General features: G+C 67.4%; 10 protein-coding genes. 6 read left to right on the plus strand and 4 right to left on the minus strand.

Going from position 1 to position 14,237, the window contains the following annotated elements; all coding sequences use genetic code 11:
- Positions 1-137: 137 nt before the first annotated feature.
- The 3 genes from D7V77_RS33500 (at position 138) to gspC (ending at position 3,497) form a co-directional block, all read left to right on the plus strand.
- Complete coding sequence (locus D7V77_RS33500) at positions 138-839, plus strand: zf-TFIIB domain-containing protein (RefSeq protein ID WP_120580343.1); 702 nt, start codon at positions 138-140, stop codon at positions 837-839.
- Positions 840-929: 90 nt separating this feature from the next.
- Positions 930-2,459 carry a M35 family metallo-endopeptidase gene (locus D7V77_RS33505; protein WP_120580344.1) on the plus strand — a complete coding sequence of 510 codons (1,530 nt, stop codon included), beginning with the start codon at positions 930-932 and terminating at the stop codon, positions 2,457-2,459.
- A 162-nt stretch (positions 2,460-2,621) separates the two neighbouring features.
- Positions 2,622-3,497, plus strand: a complete 876-nt coding sequence (gspC, locus tag D7V77_RS33510; protein ID WP_147452241.1) for a type II secretion system protein GspC — start codon at positions 2,622-2,624, stop codon at positions 3,495-3,497.
- A 5-nt stretch (positions 3,498-3,502) separates the two neighbouring features.
- On the opposite strand, the gene D7V77_RS33515 is transcribed toward gspC, so the two are convergent.
- The gene (locus tag D7V77_RS33515) at positions 3,503-5,464 is read right to left on the minus strand and encodes an ABC-F family ATP-binding cassette domain-containing protein (RefSeq protein ID WP_120580346.1); all 1,962 of its coding nucleotides are present in this window, start codon (positions 5,462-5,464) and stop codon (positions 3,503-3,505) included.
- A 124-nt stretch (positions 5,465-5,588) separates the two neighbouring features.
- On the opposite strand from D7V77_RS33515, the gene D7V77_RS33520 reads away from it, so the two are divergent.
- A complete protein-coding gene (locus D7V77_RS33520) occupies positions 5,589-7,343 on the plus strand; it encodes a serine/threonine-protein kinase (protein WP_120580347.1) in 1,755 nt (584 codons plus the stop codon).
- Between the two features lie 435 nt (positions 7,344-7,778).
- Here D7V77_RS33520 and D7V77_RS43960 read toward each other — a convergent pair whose 3' ends face one another.
- The 3 genes from D7V77_RS43960 to D7V77_RS33535 all read right to left on the minus strand — a co-directional run bounded on the left by D7V77_RS43960 (position 7,779) and on the right by D7V77_RS33535 (position 12,288).
- Positions 7,779-8,033 carry a hypothetical protein gene (locus D7V77_RS43960; protein ID WP_158624542.1) on the minus strand — a complete coding sequence of 85 codons (255 nt, stop codon included), beginning with the start codon at positions 8,031-8,033 and terminating at the stop codon, positions 7,779-7,781.
- Between the two features lie 127 nt (positions 8,034-8,160).
- Entirely contained in the window at positions 8,161-10,986 is a 2,826-nt protein-coding gene (locus D7V77_RS33530; protein ID WP_120580348.1) for a kelch repeat-containing protein, read from the minus strand.
- A gap of 123 nt (positions 10,987-11,109) precedes the next feature.
- Positions 11,110-12,288, minus strand: a complete 1,179-nt coding sequence (locus tag D7V77_RS33535) for an acyltransferase (protein WP_158624543.1) — start codon at positions 12,286-12,288, stop codon at positions 11,110-11,112.
- Positions 12,289-12,595: 307 nt separating this feature from the next.
- Here D7V77_RS33535 and D7V77_RS33540 point away from each other — a divergent pair, with 307 nt between their 5' ends.
- Positions 12,596-12,931, plus strand: a complete 336-nt coding sequence (locus tag D7V77_RS33540; RefSeq protein WP_120580350.1) for a hypothetical protein — start codon at positions 12,596-12,598, stop codon at positions 12,929-12,931.
- Positions 12,928-14,121 carry a glycosyltransferase family 39 protein gene (locus D7V77_RS33545; RefSeq protein WP_120580351.1) on the plus strand — a complete coding sequence of 398 codons (1,194 nt, stop codon included), beginning with the start codon at positions 12,928-12,930 and terminating at the stop codon, positions 14,119-14,121. Before D7V77_RS33540 ends, D7V77_RS33545 begins: the two co-directional genes overlap by 4 nt.
- Positions 14,122-14,237 lie beyond the last annotated feature (116 nt).

Genomic DNA, 14,237 nt, shown 5'->3' on the forward strand with positions numbered 1-14,237 from the left:
CGTCCCGGAGGAACTGCGCGAACCCGCGCCAACCGCGAAGACGCCCGAGCCCAAGCCGAAGAAGGAGAAGCGCCGCCGCACGGGGTGAGTCCCGCGGCATCCCGTTTCCGGGAAAGACCCGGTAGGCTGAGGGCGCCATGCAGGCGTGCCCCTTCTGCCAGACGACGATGCGCAACACCTACGCCCGGGGGCTGGTGCGCGACGAGTGCGGAGCCTGCGGGGCCGCCTGGTTCGAGGAGGAGATGCTGGCGCGCGTCGTCGGCGCGCCCACGCTGACGGCCGTCTTCGAACAGGCGAAGGGCAAACCCGGGCGCTGCAAGGGCTGTGAGGCCTCGCTCCAGTACGTCCCGGGCTGTCCGTCCTGCGGGCGCCAGGCGCCCACCTGCCCCACGTGCGGCAGCGCGCCACTGTCCATGGTGGAGCTGCGGGACGTGGCGGTGGACGTCTGCACGAAGTGCCGGGGTGTGGCCCTGGACGCGGAGGAGCTGGCCCGGCTCCAGAAGACCGCGGAGCCGGAAGCCCGCCATGAGCCACAGCCCATCGCCGCTGACTTCGAGCACGAGTACGACCCCAAGCGAAGCCTGAGCCTGTTGCCCAAGGTGCGCGTGGGTGACGAGCCGGCCTGCGTGACGTGTGGCCGGCGGATGGACGTGCGCTACGGGTTCGTCTGGGAGGAGCGGCTGTACTGTGGAAGCTGCGCGCCGGATGGCTCCGCGCCGTACACGGACGAGCTGACCAAGGCCCAGCCCAGCGAAACCTACGGCCGCCGGGCCCGGCACCTGAACAACAGCGCCGCCGAATCCGCCGTCGTGTGGCTCCTGTCGAAGATCTTCAAATAGCCGCTGTAGCAATTCAGGTTACAAATCAGCGTCTCGCACGACGCATTTGTCACGTTGAAAATTTCACCCAGAATATTGCACCCTGTCTGGATGAAATTGATCTGTCTCATCGTGGCCGCGCTCGTCTCAATCCCATTACACGCAAGCGCCGGGGAGGCCATCGACATCAAGCTCACGTCCAAGGTGGCGAAGTTTCCGGCGGACGCGCCCGTGGACCTCGCGGTCACGTTCACGAACGTATCGAAGGAGCCGGTGCGGATCCTCGGCTACCAGACGCCTGTCGTGGATGGCATCCAGGCGGACATCTTCACCGTCGCCCTGGAGCGCAAGCCGGTGGACTACATCGGCCGGCTCTACCGGCGCGACGCGCCCTCGGACAGCGATTACCTCACGCTGAAGCCGGGAGAGAGCATCTCGGGCATCGCCTCGCTCTGGGACAACTACGACCTCTCCGTCTCGGGGACCTACGCGGTCCAGTTCAAGACCGAGCTCCTGGACGCGCGAATGCGCCAGGGGACGGCGGTCTCCAACGTCGTCTTCCTCGACATCGAGGGTCGCGAGCCGCCCCTGGATCCGGACGACCTGGACGACGACGAGCCGCAGACCAAGATCGTCAATGGCAGCAACGAGAAGTGGAAGCAGTGCAGCAGCTCGCAGAAGAACGCGCTGATCGACGCCCGGCAGCACGCCCTGAACTACGCGAACGACTCCTATGACTACCTGGTGGCGGCGAGCCCGGTGACTCGCTACACCCAATGGTTCGGCGCCTACGACAGCTCTCGTTACAGCACCGTCCGTGAGAACTTCCGGAAGATTCGGAACGCCGTGGACAACGAGACGTTCAAGTTCTACTGCGATTGCAATCAGAGCAACGCCTACGCCTACGTCAAGCCCCGGAAGGAATACAAGATCCACCTGTGCTCCGGATTCTGGCCCGCGCCCATGACGGGTCCGGGCTCCAAGGCAGACACCCTGATTCATGAAGTCAGCCATTTCCGGGTCGTGGCGAAGACGGATGACGTCCAGTACGGCTACTCCGCCAACCTGGCGCTCGCGAGCAGCGATCCCAGCAGCGCCATCCGCAACGCGGACTCGTACGCGTTCTTCTCAGCAGCCACGCCCTACAACCCCTACAACCCCTGCGCGCCGAAGGTCACGTCGCACACGGGCGCGCCCCTCACCGCGAGCTGGGACGGGGCGAACTGCCACGTGATGAACGTGCCCTCCGGGCTGACGGCGTTCGTCCACAACAACGCCTACTACGTCAACGCGCTGCCCGGCACCTACTGCCCGGCGCCCTCCGGCTGGGACACGGCGAACTGCTACATCCTCCCCTACCCCTCCTGGAGCACCAGCTACTTCGTCTGGTCCGGAAACCTCTACCTGACGCCCGGCCCCGGCAACGCGTGCCCCGCGCCGTCGACGTTCGACGGGGCCAACTGCTTCGTCATGCCGCTGCCCTGGGGTTCGACGCCGTTCAAGTGGGCGAACAACCTCTACATCACGCCGACTCCCCACTGCGTCATCGGCGGTTATGACGGCGCGCACTGCCTGGTGGGTACGGCTCCCGCCAGCCGGACCGCCTACCTCTGGGGCTCGTCCTTCTATTACGGCCACTGAGGGATGACGGACACCGTGTCATGACGGGTTGTCATTGCTGGCACCGCGATTCCTGACACGAGGTCCCTGACCGGGCTTCAGCGCCCACCGCGCTCCCTCTGGGGAGCCGCTGGCCCCTGATTTGCTCAAGGCCTCCCTGTTCCAAACAGGGAGGCCTTTGTCATGAATGATGGAATGCAGCGGCCCGTTCAGGGCCTGTTCGTCCTGCTTGTCTTTTCGTGTGCCCTGACGTCCGCGCTGATCGCGAATCAGGTGACCAGCGCCTTCGTGCTGCCAGGCCTCCGGGACACCTGGGCGGCGGCTTCGGTGCCATCGAACGTCCCTCCCTCGAGGGCGCTGGATGGGACGCGACTGGCGCAGCTGACGGGGCTCTCATCCGCGCCCCACGTGGAGGTGGCTCCAGCGCCAGAGCAGGACCTGCGCCGGAGCACGCTGGCCATCCGGCTGCTGGGCACCCTGGTGGCGCAGGATCCCCGGTGGTCCATGGCCTCCATCCACGAGCTGCCGGCCGGCAGCGCGCACAGCCTGATGGTCAGCGACCTCATCCAGGGGGCGAGGGTCTTCGCCATCGAGCGGGAGCGCATCCTGCTGCTGGTGGACGGGCGGCTCGAGTACGTCGACGGATTCGGGAGCGTGCCGCCCGTCGCGGTGAACGCCCATCCAGGGGCCGCGCAACCCGGAGGTTCCGGCCTGGGCCGCGGCATCCGGGAGACAGGGCCAGACACCTACGCCGTGCCGCGCGAGGACGTCACCGACGCGCTCACGCACCTACCCGAGCTGTCGATGCAGGCCCGGGTGGTGCCCGCCTTCAAGGACGGCCGCCCCGTGGGATTCAAGCTGTTCTCCATCCGCGAGGAGTCGTTCTTCTCGCGGCTGGGGCTGCGCAACGGAGACGTGCTCCAGCGCATCAACGGCCTGGACCTGGACAGCCCCGACAAGGCGCTGGAGGCCTTCACCAAGCTGCGGGACGCCCGGCGCATCGAACTCCAGATTGAGCGCGGCGGAGCCCCGGTCCGGAAGGTCTTCGACGTCCAGTAGGCCCCTTACGCCTGCGCCGCCGCCAGCTTCTCCTGCGCGGCTTCCCAGCGGGCATAGAGGTCTTCCAGCTCCTCCTTGCCCGTGCGGTGCGCGTCCATCAGCGGCTTCGCCCGGGCGAAGTCGTTGTAGAGGACCGGGTCCGCCAGCTGGCCCTCGCGCTCCTTCTGCTCGGCCTCCACCTTCGCGATGCGCTCCTCCAGCTTCGCGATCTCCTTCTTGATGGGGCCCTCCACCACGGAGCGCCGCTGACGGGCCTCCGCCTCCAGGCGCTTGCGGTCCTTCTCCGATACAGGGCCCGCACCCGCCGCCCCGCCCTTCCCGCTCGCCGCGCCCGTGTCCGCGCCCTCCGCCGTCAGGCGCAGCTGCTCCTGGTGGTAGAGGTACTCGTCCAGGTTGCCCGCGTGCGACGTGAGCTTGCCGTCCGCCACCTCCCAGACGTGCGTGCACAGGTTGTTGATGAAGCTGCGGTTGTGGCTGACGAACAGCAGCGTGCCGCCGTACAGCTTCAGCGCCTCGATCAGCATCTCCGACGAATCCAGGTCCAGGTGGTTCGTGGGCTCGTCCATCAGCAGGAAGTTGGACGGAATCAGCAGCAGCTTCGCCAGCGCCACGCGGGCGCGCTCACCACCGCTCAGCACGCCGATGGGCTTTTCCACGTCGTCGCCGCTGAAGAGGAACGCGCCCAGCACGCCGCGCACGTAGCTCTCCGGCTTGTCCGCCGCCAGGGGCCGCACCTCCTCGATGATGGTGTTGCGGCGGTCCAGTTTGTCCGCGTGGTGCTGCGCGTAGTAGCCCACCACCACGTTGTGCCCCAGCGTCACCTTGCCGCTGTCCGGCGCCAGCTCCCCCGCCACCATCTTGAGCAGGGTCGTCTTGCCCGCGCCGTTCGCGCCCACCACGGCGATGCGCTGGCCGCGCTCCAGCCGCGCGTTCAGCCCGTCATAGACGGTGAGCGCGCCGTAGCGCTTGGTGATGTCCTCCATCAACACCACGTCCCGGCCGCTGCGCTCCACTTCCGGGAAGCGGAACTTCATCGTCTGGCGCTCTTCCAGGACCTGGACCTTCTCCAGCTTGGCCAGCATCTTCGCGCGGCTCTGCGCCTGCTTCGCCTTGGTGGCCTTCGCGCCGAACCGGTCGATGAAGCCCTGCAGCTCCGCGCGGCGCTGCTCCACCTTCTCCGCCCGCGCCTGCAGGAGCACCATCTCCTCGGCGCGCTGGCGCTTGTAGTCCTCGTAGTTGCCGGCGTACTCGCGCACGCCCTCCATCTCCAGGGACACCACCCGGTTGATCTGCCGGTTGAGGAAGTCGCGGTCGTGGGAGATGAGCACCATCGCCTTGTTGGAGCGGCGCAGGAACCCGTCGAACCACGCGAGCGTGGGCACGTCCAGGTGGTTCGTGGGCTCGTCCAACAGCAGCAGGTCCGGGTCCTGGAGGAGCAGTCCCGCCAGCGCCGCGCGCATGCGCCAGCCGCCGGAGAGCGCCTGGGTGGGCTTGGACAGGTCCGCGTCCTTGAAGCCCAGGCCCTTGAGGATGCGCTCGGCGTGGTGCCGGCCGTAGCGGTTCTCGAAGTCGTCCAGCTCCGCGTGGAGGTCCGCCAGCGTCTGGGCCAGCTCCAGCTGCTCCTCCTCGTCCGAGCTGCCGGCGAGCGCCGCCTCCGTGTCCTTCAGCCGAACCTCCAGGGAGTCCCGGCCGGGGACGGTGCTCATGACCGCCTCCACGACGGTGCCCTCTGGCAGGCCGGCGATTTCCTGGGGGAGGTAGCCCGCCCGGGCCCGGCGGCTGTACTGGACGGTGCCCCCGTCCGGCAGGCTCGCCCCGGCGATGATCTTCATGAGGGACGACTTTCCCGTCCCGTTGGCCCCCACCAGGCCCACCCGGTCCCTGGGACCGAGGGTGAAATTGTCCTCGTCGAAGAGGACCTTCTTTCCGTAGGCGAGGCTGATGTCCTGGGCGATGACGAGGCTCATGGCGGAGGGGGGAGATAACAGCCCGCAAGCCCTTCGGGAACGGTTCTGATGCCTGCTTGACTGCCCAGGGGGCACATCTCCCCGGTTGGGCGGAAGGCGGGGCTTGCCTATACTCCCGGCACCCATGGCCGCCCCCTGTCCCCACTGCGGTAGTACCGAAGGTCAAGATCACCTGTGCTCAGCGCAGAGCCTCCAGCTCCTGGGCCAGGTGCTGGACGGCCGCTACAAGATTGAAAGCGTCCTGGGCCAGGGCGGCATGGGCATGGTGTTCCGCGCCACGCAGACGTCCGTGCAGCGGCCTGTAGCCGTGAAGACGCTCAACCCGTCGCTCGCCGCGGCGCCCCAGTTCTTCGAGCGCTTCCGCCGCGAGGCGGAGATCGCCAGCCGCCTGCGCCACCCGAACGTCATCACCATCTTCGACTTCGGCCGGGCCGCGGACGGCACCTGCTACTACGTGATGGAGCTCCTCAAGGGGGAGAGCCTCAAGGAGCTGGTGAAGCGCGAAGGGCCCATGACGCTGCGCCGCGCGGTGAACCTGCTGGAGCAGGCCACGCTGGGCCTGGCGCACGCGCACGACGAGGGTTGCGTCCACCGCGACCTGAAGCCGCACAACATCATGGTCCAGGCGCTCGACGGGAAGGACTTCGTCAAGGTGCTGGACTTCGGTCTGGTGAAGGCCCTGGAGCAGGACGAGGAGGAGCAGCTCACCTCCACGGGCCAGGTGCTGGGCACCCCGCAGTACATGCCGCCCGAGCAGGCCGGCGGCGAGTCCGTGGACCAGCGCTCCGACCTCTACTCGATGGCGGGCGTGCTCTATTTCTGCCTCACGGGCAGCTCGCCCTACGGCGCGAACACGGTGCGCAAGGCGCTGACGGCGTCGCTGACGCAGCCCGTGCCCCCGGTGAACAGCAAGCGCCAGGGCGCGCCGGTGCCGCCGGAGCTGGACGCCTTCTTCACCAAGGCGCTCGCGCCGGAGAAGGAGGACCGGTACCAGAACGCGCAGGAGTTCATCGACTCGCTGCTGGACGCGGTGGAGGGCCTGTCCCCCGAGGAGCTGGACGCGCACCCCACGGGCGGCACGCCCGGCGCCGAGCGAGGAACGGGCAGCCGCAGCCGCGCGGGTTCTGGAAGCCGCGCGGGTTCTGGCAGCCGGTTGGGTTCCGGCAGCCGCGCGGGCCGTGCTCCGGCCACGGGCAAGACGGGGTCGCGAGTGGGCATGGCTCCGCCTCGGGGCGGCACGTCGGCGGGAGCGCAGGCAGCGGCTCCAAGAGCGACGTCCAACGGGAACAGCCCGGCGCCGGTGGCCTCGAGCAGGCCGCGTCCCCCTGCCCCCCGCCACGTGGAGCCGGAGCCTGAGCTCCCGCCGCCGTCCAAGGGCATGTCCGGGGGCGTGAAGGCGGCCATCATCGGCGTGCCGCTGCTGCTGATTGGCGCGGGCGTGGCGGTGGTGATGGCGCGCGGGGGTGGTGAGACGCCGCAGGCCCCCGTGGCGATGACGCCTCCGAAGGCGCCTGTGGGAGCGCCGCCGTCCACGCGGGTGCAGGATCCGCCGGCGACGCCTCCTCCGGCGGCCTTGCCACAGGACGTGACGGTGGAGTTCACCTCCTCGCCGTCCGGCGCGGCCATCTTCGATGGTGATGCGCAGATCGGCACCACGCCCACCAAGCTGCTCATGCCGCGCTCCAAGGTCACCGAGCTGCGCTTCAAGCTCTCCGGGCATCAGGACCAGGAGAAGACGCTGGACTACAGCCGGCTCGCGGACATGGCGGAGCAGCGCGTGAGCGTGCGGTTGGAGCCGGTGCGTGCCACTCCGACGCCCCGGCCCACGAAGCCCACGAAGCCCGGCGGCAGCGACCCGGGCATCGGCGTGTTCGAGTAGACAGCGGGTTCGATTCCCTCCGCCTCCACAGCTGGAAGCGCCGATAGACCGAAGCGTCGCCACAACTCGTCATCCGGGCGGTTACGCTTTCGACTACAGCGCATGCTGTGACGCCCCCCATTTACCTCAACAAGGTCTTCTGGGTGATGAACGCCACTGACGAGCAGTTGCCTACGTCGGCGGATATGAGATCCCAGAGAATCGTCTTGCAAGGCTCATGAGAGCCGCACGTGGAAATGGTTGACAGTCGCGGCTCAAGGTGGACTCCGCAGTCTCCATGATAGCGTTTGAGGCTCACTCGAAGGACCTCCAGGGGCTTCTCATGAAGATCTCTCTTGCAGCGATGGCGACGTTTATTGGCCTTTCCCTCCTGGGCTGCGGCGGCCCGGCCCTCGAAGACACGATGGCCCCCGAGGCTGAAGCGCGGACGGTGTCTCAGTTCGCAACCTGTACGGCGACTTGCGCTGGGGGAACGTCGGTCTCCTGTACGGGGACCACCTGCACGTCGACGAACAACCAGGGCGTGACGTGCGACGGCGTGTCGACCGCGTGTCCGGCATCGTGCAGCGGGCTGCCGTCATGCAGCCAGTACGTGAACCAGCGGTGCACGACCCCGAACGCCACGAAGGACTGCTGCAACGCCACGACCCAGAAGCCGAACTCCCTGCTGTGCTCGGGCTCGGCGACCACGGGCTACCGCTGGCTCAATTACTAGCCGCGCCGCATCAGGCCGCGGGCTCCCACGCGGAGAGACGGGTGAAGTCTCTCCGCGTGGGTTCACCGACAGCCACCGCTCCTCATGCTGAAGAGAGCGGACCTACAAACAATTGGTCGGCGAATTGCAGCAGGCCCCGCCCATGCACACATTGTACTTGGGGCCCGTACAGGCATTCCCACAAGCGCCACAATTGTTGTTGTTGCTCTCCAGGGTCGAGCACGAGCCATCGCCGCACAGCGTCCAACCCGGAATCGCGGGGACTGAACAGTCCTGCGTCTGCGTGATCGTGGACGACACGCATGCATCACTTGAGCAGCTGTAACTCGTCACATTCCTTGTCTGGAGCCCCTGCCCACAGGGGGTGACCATGTTGCACGTGCCCCACGGCCCGACGACTGGCGCCCCGCACGCATCCGGACCGGGATTCCGCGTACACGCCTGGGTCTCCGAGCTGCTGGAGGTTGGCGTACACTGTCCCGTCGCGCAGTTATAGGTGTAGTGAGTCACCTGGCGAGACTGCGTGCCCGTCGCGTCGCATGCACTGCTGAATCCACCACAGGCGCTCCAGCTCCCATAGCTCGAGGGGCACGGCTGGGGACCGGGGGCGCTCCGTGAGCACGTTTGCGTCTCCGTGCTGCTCGACGCGTTGCACGACCCGGAGCCACACGTCGAATCCGTCACCGTCCTCGATTGCGTCCCCGTCGAATCGCAGAAGTCGCTGAAGCCTCCACAGCTTCCCCAGCCTCCGTAGCTCGTGCCGCACGAGCTGCCATTCGTGTTTCGCGTGCACGTCTGCGACTCCGAGCCAGCAGAGGAACCGCACGTCCCGTTGGAGCAGGTGTACGAAGTGACGGAGCGTGACTGCGTTCCCGTCTGGTCGCAGGTACTGCTATAGCCACCGCAGCTTCCCCAGCCTCCGTAGCTGGGAGCACCGCAGCTGGCGCCATTCGTGTTGCGCGTGCACGCCTGCGTCTCCGTACTCGTGGACGCCACGCACTGCCCACTGGCGCAGCTGTAGCCGTAGCTCGTCACCGTCCTTGACTGCGTCCCCGTCTGCGCACAGGCATCGCTGAAGCTGCACGCGCCCCACGCCCCGTAGCTGGGCGCCGCGCAGTTCGTGTTGGGGGCCGCCCGTGTACACGCCTGCGTCTCCGTGCTGCTGCTCGACGCATTGCACGTCCCGGAGCCACACGTCGAGGCCGTCACCGTCCTCGACTGCGTCCCCGTCGTGTCGCAGAAGTCAGTGAAGCCTCCGCAGCTTCCCCAGCCTCCGTAGCTCGTACCGCACGCCGTGCCTCCCGTGCTTCGCGTGCACGCCTGCGTCTCGCTCGAGCCCGTGCCCGCACATGCCCCACTGCTGGTGCAGGCAGACGCCGTCACCGTGCGCGACTGGCTCCCCGACTCATCGCACGTGTCACTGAATCCATCGCAGCTCCCCCAGTTTCCGTACGCGGGGGCAGCGCACGTGCTTCCCACGGCCTTGTTGCTCCAACCGCTCGTCGTCATGCCCGGGTTGCACTCCTGGCAGGCCACGCTGGGGTGGGTGGTCCCCGCCGCGTAGTACGCCCCTCCAATCCAGCACCCGCTCAGGCACTGTCCCGTCGTGTTGCACACCTGACCGGCGCCGCATGCCGTCCCAGCCGCCTTCACCGGGTACGTACAGGCCCCGTTGGCGTAGGTGCCCGGGGAGTCATGGCATGCGCTCGGAGGCGTCGTGCACGCCGGCACTCCCGCGCACGCCCCCGTCCCGCTGCACACGTCGTTGAGGGTCCCCCCGTTGCCATCATTGCAGGCGGTGCCCGCGGCCTTCGGCGCATAGGTGCACGCTCCAGCGCTGCACGTGCCAGCCGCCTCGTAGCACTGCCCGGGCGGACTGGTGCAGCTCACCGGCGTCCCCGCGCACCCTCCGTTCCCGTTACACGTCTCACCCACCGTGCATGCATCCCCGTCATCACACCCCGCGCCGGCCGCCTTGTACGTGTAGGAGCACGTCCCGTTGCTGCATGCGCCCGCCGCCTCGTAGCACTGCCCGGGCGGGCTGTCGCAGTGGGTGGCGCTTCCCGTGCAAACACCCGCGCCGTTGCACGCGTCCGTTCCGGTACAGGCATTCCCGTCATCACAGGCCGCGCCCGAAGCCTTCGGTGCGTAGCTGCACACCCCATTGCTACACGTGCCCGCCGCCTCGTGGCACGACCCCGGCGCGCTGTCGCAGCTCACCCCGGCGCATGCGTCATACCCATACACCTCCGCCGTCGCCAGGCTCGCGCTCACGACGCCTCCCACCACCAGCACCTGCCCGGTCGTCAGCAGCGTCGCCGTATGGTCGCGCCGCGCCGCTCCCAGATTCGGACCGACACTCCAGGTTCCCGCCACCGGCTCATACACATCCACAGTGAACTTGGGGCCGCCGGAGTTGCCACCGCCCGCCACCAGCACCTTGCCCGAAGGCAACAGCGTCGCCGTCAGGGAAGCCCGTGCCACGCCCGAGGCAAAGCTCCCAGCGGAGGCCCAGGTATTGGTGTCCGGGGAATACACCACCGCGGAAGCCAGGCGGCCCGTCGCGTTCTCTCCGCCAACCACGAGCACCTTGCCCGAAGGCAGCGGCGTCATGGCGTGGATCTGCCGCGCCTCCGGCATGGAGGCGGCCGCTGTCCACGCGCCAGTAGCGGGGTCGAAGAGGGTGGAGGAGGACAGATACCCGCTGGCGTTGTAGCCGCCCGTCACCAGCACCTTGCCGGAAGGCAGCACCACGCCCGCGTGGTACTTGCGAGCCTCCGCCATGGGCGCGGCCTCGGTCCACCCCTCCACCACCAACGGCGAAGCGCTGTGGGCCAGCGTCTTCTCTTCCGGTGGCTTGCTGCTACAGCCTGCTGCGACAAAGACCAATCCCAGCAGCAGGACCCTGCTGGCTCTCATCACGTCCATGACAACTCCAGGGAATGGAGGCGCTCAGAGGGGGCCTCCATGAACTTTGGTGTAGCCAGCCAGCATGGCCGTCCCGCTCTGAAACACAAACATTTTGGCGAATGGTCAACACTTCATTTGGGTTCATACGTCGGCCCCTTTCATGGTCGATGCCTCCACCCGAGGTGGCCGGGTGCCAGGGGACTCATTCGCGCCGAGTTCGGGCGTGTCCAAAGGGACACCACGCAGGCCGATGCTCCAGCGGAAGGCCCGATTCCTCTCCAGGAGGAGGTAGAGGCCCAGGGGCCCCATCAGCCCTCCGAACACGCCCAGCGCCAGGTGCAGCGCGAGCGGCGCTCCTGGCAGCACCTTCCCCAAAGCCAACCTCACTCCGGACACGAAATAGATGTGGAAGAGGTAGAGCGGCATGCTGATCGAGCCCAGGTAGACAATCCACCTCGCCAACCCCTTCCACGTCGCACCCAGGCTCCGGGCAACACCCAGGAGGAAGAAGGCCAGGGTGAATTGCAGGCAGAAGCCCAGCGGCCCCGTGAGCAGGCGCGGATCCAGATGCCCCTCCGCGAGCCCCGAGACATGGAAAGAGACCAGCAGCCCCAGGAACCCCGAGGGCACCAGTCCCTGGAGCGCCAGAGGCAACTGGGACAGCCGGGTGCGCGCCAGCGCCAGCCAGGGGGACAGGCTCATTCCCAGACCGAAGAGGCAGTTCCAGAAGAGGATGAAGCGGAGGTATCTCATCCCAATGTCAGACATCGGAGATTCCAGGAACTCGACAGCGGCATAAGACACCCAGGACAGTGCCAGGTAGCTCAGTCCGTTCCAATTGTACCGGGCGGGCACGATGCGCTGATACACCCACGCCAGACAGGTACAGCCCACCAGGGCGTGAATGAACCAGAAGATGGCGTACGGAGGGAACCAGGCGGCGGGGAACCGGCCCAGCAGCGCCAGCCATCCGCCAGGTGTTCGCGGGCGCGCCTGGGTGAGCTCATGGGCAATGAGGAAGACGGGCGCCCACACCAACATCGGGACGACGAGCTTGCGCAGCTTCTTGTGCGCGAACTCCCGGAAGGACCTGTCCGGCGCGCCGAAGAGTGACACAGCCACGCCCGAACCGATGATCATCACCGCCATGTTGAAGCTGTGGATGAACTCCGAGGCGAACCGGAGCTCCGCTCGCTCCGGGGAGAAGAGCTTGCGCACTCCCTGGAAGGGCTCCACGCCGATCACATGGACCAGCACCACGAGCATCAGGCTCATGCCGCGGACGAAGAACAGTTCCTCGGAGAGTGTCTTGCGAATCACCGGCTTGCGCATTCACATGTGTCCCACGTGCTTCCTGCTGCCTGCGCCTCCATGCAGGTATCGTGCTCCATGCTTCACGGCCTCACCGCCGGCTGATTGTCCCTGCTGTCTCATGCTGGGACGTCAGGCTGTCTCGGATTGAGAGTCCATCGAGGAGGGCTCGCTCCCTCGAGAGGGTCGCCCGTCTCGGCTGTCCAGGGTCGAAATGAGGGGCCGTCCCCGAAACGGACGAGCGGAACTCGAAGGCCCGGATTGAGCTGCCGCTGGCTGGAACGGCAATTGCTCGGTCAGGCTCGTGCCTTCTTTCATGAGTCCCTTCAAGGATGGAGCGAGGGAGCCCGTGAAGATGCGGGGCCTCTTCGCCGCCTGGTTTCCGCGCGAGGAGCGACGGTGGCTGGGCGAGTTCCTCTCACCGGAGCGCTTCGCGTGCGCCTACGTGGGCCTGGAGGAGCCGGTTGACGCGACCCGGAAGTGCACGCCCGCTCAGAAGACGCACCAGGACGAGTCGAAGGAGCCGCTGCTGCGGACGCTGAGGCTGCTCGGCAGGATTCTGAAGGCTCAGCTCAGTCCGACCGCGAGGGTAGGGGGGGGCAAGGACTGGCTCCACTCTCGTGCCCACCTGCCCCGGGCCTGGCGGAAATGAGACTTCTCTGGCCAGGCTCGTGGTTTCCCCCCGTCCAGCCGCTTGGGCCGCGGCGTGATGACGACAATCGCCTGCGCTTCGTCGTCCGTGTGGTGGTCATTGCCTCCCTTGCCCTGGCCTTCGCGCGCGGCGTCGTCTTCAAGCGTATCGAAACAGGTGACGAGGGCGTCAATGGCACGATGGCCCTCAACATGTGCCGTTCGCTGGCGCTCGTGGTGCGGCCCTCGTACATCCCTGGCGGCTCGGAGGATTGGGTTGGCTTCGATCTGCCAGGCATCGGCAACACTCCATTTCACTCGGTGCTCCTCGCACTCGGAGGCTGTCCCCTGGGCGGCCGGCCCGAAGCCATGGGGCTCGTCTCATTCGCGGCGCTGGCCGCCACCCTCTGCTTCACCTACCGGCTCGTCGCCCTGTGGGAGCGTCGTGCGGCGCTCCTGACGACGCTCCTGCTCGCGCTCTCTCCTGCCGTCCTGTGGCAATTCCGGCTGATGGAGGCCGAGCCTGTCCTCGTGGCGTGGGGCATGGCGGGCACGTACTGGATTGCGCGAGGAGAGCTCACCGGGAGGAATTGGCACTCCCTGCTGGGTGGCGCATGCCTCGGCCTTGGCTTCTTGACGAAGCTGTGGCTCGTCACCCCCTTCGTGCTGGCTTCGCTAGGGCTCCTTGCCAGCGTGCGTCTCCAGCGGCGTCAATGGGCGCTGGTTCCTGTCGCCTGCATCGCCGCCGGCTTTCTCGCCACGGCGTCCCTTCACATCGCCTTCGTCGCTCTGCGGTCACCCACGGATGTCGCCCTCTGGCTCACCCAGGTCTACTTCGCACCCTTCCTGGGGCAGAGCATCGGAGGGTCGAAGCTGGCTGGGGCGGGCGTGCCCACGGAATGGAGTCATCCCTTCTGGTACTACCCGGCGATCCTCTACCGGGAGCACTTCTTCCTCTGCCCCCTCCTTCTGGCTGCGCTCCCCGCCTTGAAGCGGCGTGCGCCGACCGCGGCCGGGCTCTTCGGCGCCATCGGCTTCGGGCTCGCAAGCCTGGTTCCCCTCTCGCACCCCGCCATCAAGGAGTCGCTCTACATCCTGGGAGTCTTGCCATTCCTCTATGGGCTGGCCGGGCTTGGTGCTTCGGCGCTCCTTGCCGGGGAGGGCACCCTCGAACCACGGGGGGCATCGGGCCGTCGAGCCCTCAGGGCGTGAGAAGAAATGAGCCTTCCGACTCGTCGAACCAGCCTTGCGCTATGGCGAGCAGGAGGTTGTGGGCGACGAGTGCGAGCAACCACGCGGCTTCGGCTCGCTTGCGACCTCGTACGTGA

Origin of the sequence: Corallococcus sp. CA041A (assembly GCF_003612075.1) — a bacterium.
GTDB lineage: Bacteria > Myxococcota > Myxococcia > Myxococcales > Myxococcaceae > Corallococcus > Corallococcus exiguus.

What these genes read in the sequence shown, in the direction of transcription:
- D7V77_RS33500 (WP_120580343.1), top strand. Translation starts at nt 138, where the DNA reads ATGCAGGCGTGCCCCTTCTGCCAGACGACGATGCGCAACACCTACGCC.
- D7V77_RS33505 (WP_120580344.1), top strand. Translation starts at nt 930, where the DNA reads ATGAAATTGATCTGTCTCATCGTGGCCGCGCTCGTCTCAATCCCATTA.
- gspC (WP_147452241.1), top strand. Translation starts at nt 2,622, where the DNA reads ATGAATGATGGAATGCAGCGGCCCGTTCAGGGCCTGTTCGTCCTGCTT.
- D7V77_RS33515 (WP_120580346.1), bottom strand. Translation starts at nt 5,464, where the DNA reads ATGAGCCTCGTCATCGCCCAGGACATCAGCCTCGCCTACGGAAAGAAG.
- D7V77_RS33520 (WP_120580347.1), top strand. Translation starts at nt 5,589, where the DNA reads ATGGCCGCCCCCTGTCCCCACTGCGGTAGTACCGAAGGTCAAGATCAC.
- D7V77_RS33530 (WP_120580348.1), bottom strand. Translation starts at nt 10,986, where the DNA reads ATGGACGTGATGAGAGCCAGCAGGGTCCTGCTGCTGGGATTGGTCTTT.
- D7V77_RS33540 (WP_120580350.1), top strand. Translation starts at nt 12,596, where the DNA reads ATGAGTCCCTTCAAGGATGGAGCGAGGGAGCCCGTGAAGATGCGGGGC.
- D7V77_RS33545 (WP_120580351.1), top strand. Translation starts at nt 12,928, where the DNA reads ATGAGACTTCTCTGGCCAGGCTCGTGGTTTCCCCCCGTCCAGCCGCTT.